The sequence below is a fragment of the Microbacterium sp. genome (genome assembly GCF_031988965.1).
Classification (GTDB): domain Bacteria; phylum Actinomycetota; class Actinomycetes; order Actinomycetales; family Microbacteriaceae; genus Microbacterium.
Window position 1 is genome coordinate 1 of the sequence record NZ_DALZXX010000234.1, and the last position, 2,740, is coordinate 2,740.

At 68.9% G+C, this 2,740-nt stretch carries 3 protein-coding genes; 2 read left to right on the forward strand and 1 reads right to left on the reverse strand.

The genetic code is table 11. From position 1 onward, the window contains the following. The coding region (locus RTM68_RS18105) for an alanine dehydrogenase (RefSeq protein ID WP_396654250.1) at nucleotides 1-524 on the reverse strand (524 nt) is incomplete at its 3' end. 115 nt (nucleotides 525-639) lie between these two features. Between RTM68_RS18105 and RTM68_RS18110 the strand changes: the two genes are divergently transcribed. Next, a complete protein-coding gene (locus RTM68_RS18110) occupies nucleotides 640-1,149 on the forward strand; it encodes an Lrp/AsnC family transcriptional regulator (RefSeq protein WP_312173672.1) in 510 nt (169 codons plus the stop codon). 83 nt (nucleotides 1,150-1,232) lie between these two features. Then, the gene (locus RTM68_RS18115; RefSeq protein ID WP_312173674.1) at nucleotides 1,233-2,363 is read left to right on the forward strand and encodes a helix-turn-helix domain-containing protein; all 1,131 of its coding nucleotides are present in this window, start codon (nucleotides 1,233-1,235) and stop codon (nucleotides 2,361-2,363) included. Nucleotides 2,364-2,740 lie beyond the last annotated feature (377 nt).

Sequence of the window (2,740 nt, forward strand, 5' to 3'; positions counted from 1 at the left end):
CCGATCACGACCACCTCGGCGCGCGGCGTTCCGGCGATGCCGCCGAGCAGCATCCCGCGTCCCCCGGCCGAGCGCATCAGCGAGTACGAACCCATGGTGACCGAGAGGCGTCCGGCGATCTCGCTCATCGGGATGAGCAGCGGCAGGCTGCGGTCGGGAAGCTGCACGGTCTCGTAGGCGACCGCCGTCGTGCCCGCGTCGACGAGGGCGGTGGTGAGTGCGCGGTCGGCCGCGAGGTGCAGGTAGGTGAAGAGCGTGAGGTCGGAGCGGAGGAAACCGTACTCCTGGGCGATCGGCTCCTTGACCTTGATGAGGAGGTCTGCCTCGCCCCACGCCTCCTCGGCGGTGGCGACGATCTCCGCTCCCGCGGTCCGATACGCGTCGTCGGAGATCCCTGAACCGACGCCCGCGCCCGACTGCACCAGCACGCGATGCCCCTCGTGCACCAGGCGATCGGCGCCCGCGGGTGTCAGCGCGGTGCGGTTCTCGTTGTTCTTGACTTCGGTCGGCACGCCGATCTTCATCGATCCTCCAAATTGCGGTTGCGTGAGTGCATCTCAGAATCGCAGAAACGTCGGTTCATCGACAGAATGCCTGAAGAACATTCGCTCGTCCAGCGGATCCTGCATAATCGTTCGCATGGAGACATCGCCCGAGGCCCCGCCGTCGAACACCCTTCGGGCGCCGGCGCTCGACGCGATCGATGCGCGGATCGTGCAGCTGCTCAGCACGGACGGACGGATGACGAATGCCGAGCTCGCGGGACACCTGGGCGTCGCGCCCTCGACGGCGCACGCGCGTCTGCGGGCGCTCATCGAACGGGGAGTGATCACCGGTTTTCACGCGAGCGTCGACGAACGGAAGCTGGGAGCGGGACTGCAGGCGATCATCGGGGTGAGTCTGCGCCCGAGCGCCCGACGCGAGAGCATCGTCGAGTTCGCCGATCGCGTGCGGGCGCTGCCCCAGGTGATCCAGGTGTTCTTCCTCGGCGGTGACGACGACTTCCTGCTGCACATCGCGGTGGCCGATTCGTCGGAGATGCGGGAGTTCGTGCTCGAGCACCTGTCGGCGCAGAGCAGCGTCGCCTCGACCCGCACGAGCATCGTGTTCGACTATCACCGCAACTCCGTGGCGGCATCCTTCCGCTGATCGACGGCAGGACCCGCGCGGAGTGCCTGATCACCGCGCGCTGAGCAGGATATTGCACGCGGCTCGCTGCGGTGTCTAGGGTGATGCCGGGGATCGGCCGCGACGTCTGGGGAGTGGCGCGCAGAGTTCTGGGGGACGCGATGGTGCGCATGATCGATGACGGGCAGTTGGCTGCGTGGGCACGACGACTGGCGGGGGGAGCAGACGGCTCCGGCACGGGCCCATCGGAACCAGTGGTCCCCGATTGGCTCGCCGAGAACATGATCAGACTCGACGGGCACAGGGGCATGATGCAGCTGTCGAACTTCGGAACCATGAGAGCCGACGACCCGGCGGCGTTCGAAGCGGTGCTGCTGCGGCGGTCGATCGGGTCGACCATGCTCTTCGGCACTCTCGAGACGCCGCACACGGTGAGCTACGACCTGGGTGCGCCGGGCGGTGAGGACATCGTGATCCTCGGGATGGCGAATCAGGGTGGACAGCGCCTGCAGACCGTGAACGGTCTGCAGGACATGCCGGTGGGCCGTATGGGCTTCATGTCGAGCCTCGGCACGGCGGCGGTCGCGCATCTGGGAGTCAGCGAGACGACCGGAGTGGTCGTGCCGGTCTCGGCGCTCTCGGGCCATCGGCAGGTGCTGACCCGAGGGGCGGACCTGTTCCCGGACACCCCGCTGACCAGGGCCGCAGGAGCGGCCTTCGCCCGCATGCTCTACGAATGGATGCGCGACCCCGACCAGGGTGTCGGAGCGCTCGCCGGCACGGAATCGGCGCTGGTGGCCCTGGTGCGTGGGGTATTTCGGCAGTTTCCGGGCGACGGGGAGACCGACAGAGCGAGCGGACTCCGTGCCGAGGCGGTGAGGACCATCGATGCGCGACATCGCGATGCGTCGTTCGGCATCGACACGCTCGCACGCGAGCTGCATGTGAGCCGTCGACAGCTGTTCCGCCTGTTCTCGGGCGCCGACGAGAGTCTGGCCGAGAGGCTGCTGCGCCGTCGCCTGGACACCGCCCGGGAAGAGCTGCTGGCCACGCCGGTGCAGGACCTGACGACCGTCGCATCGCGATCGGGATTCCTCGACGCCGCCGCGCTGCGGTCGCAGTTCGCGCGTCATGTCGGTCTGAGTCCGAGCGCTTTCCGTCTCGCGACCGCGGCGCAGCCACGTCTCGCCGAGGCGATGCTGCTCTCCGATGAGCAGGAGAGCAGACCGTCCTGACCCGGCATCCGGTGCGACACCCTCGGGCGAGCGCCGCCCGGCCTGTGCGCACCGGGTGACACCCGAGCGCGGATCCCGTGCCAAACAGGGTCTGGAGTGCCCGCGTGCGCGCGGCGGGTGACAGGACGCCTCCGATCTGTTCCGCGCTCCTCGACGGGTGCTTAACCTGAACCTGCCCGTGCCCCCAGGCGGGCCATGACGGGGGAGGACAGAGGCGCCGCGGCCCCTCTCAGAATTCCCGGTCACGGCTTCCGGACGTGGCGGTGACGCCCGTCCGGAAGTTCGGGGGCAGGCGCGATGAGCGTCGGGCACAGCGGATCGCACGCGCAGGAGAGCGCGGCGGACGTGCGGGTGTCTCGGTCGGGGGGACGATCGAG

Bases quoted from the DNA above. Each gene is read 5' to 3' on its own strand.
- RTM68_RS18115 (WP_312173674.1), top strand. From the start codon at position 1,233: ATGCCGGGGATCGGCCGCGACGTCTGGGGAGTGGCGCGCAGAGTTCTG.
- RTM68_RS18110 (WP_312173672.1), top strand. From the start codon at position 640: ATGGAGACATCGCCCGAGGCCCCGCCGTCGAACACCCTTCGGGCGCCG.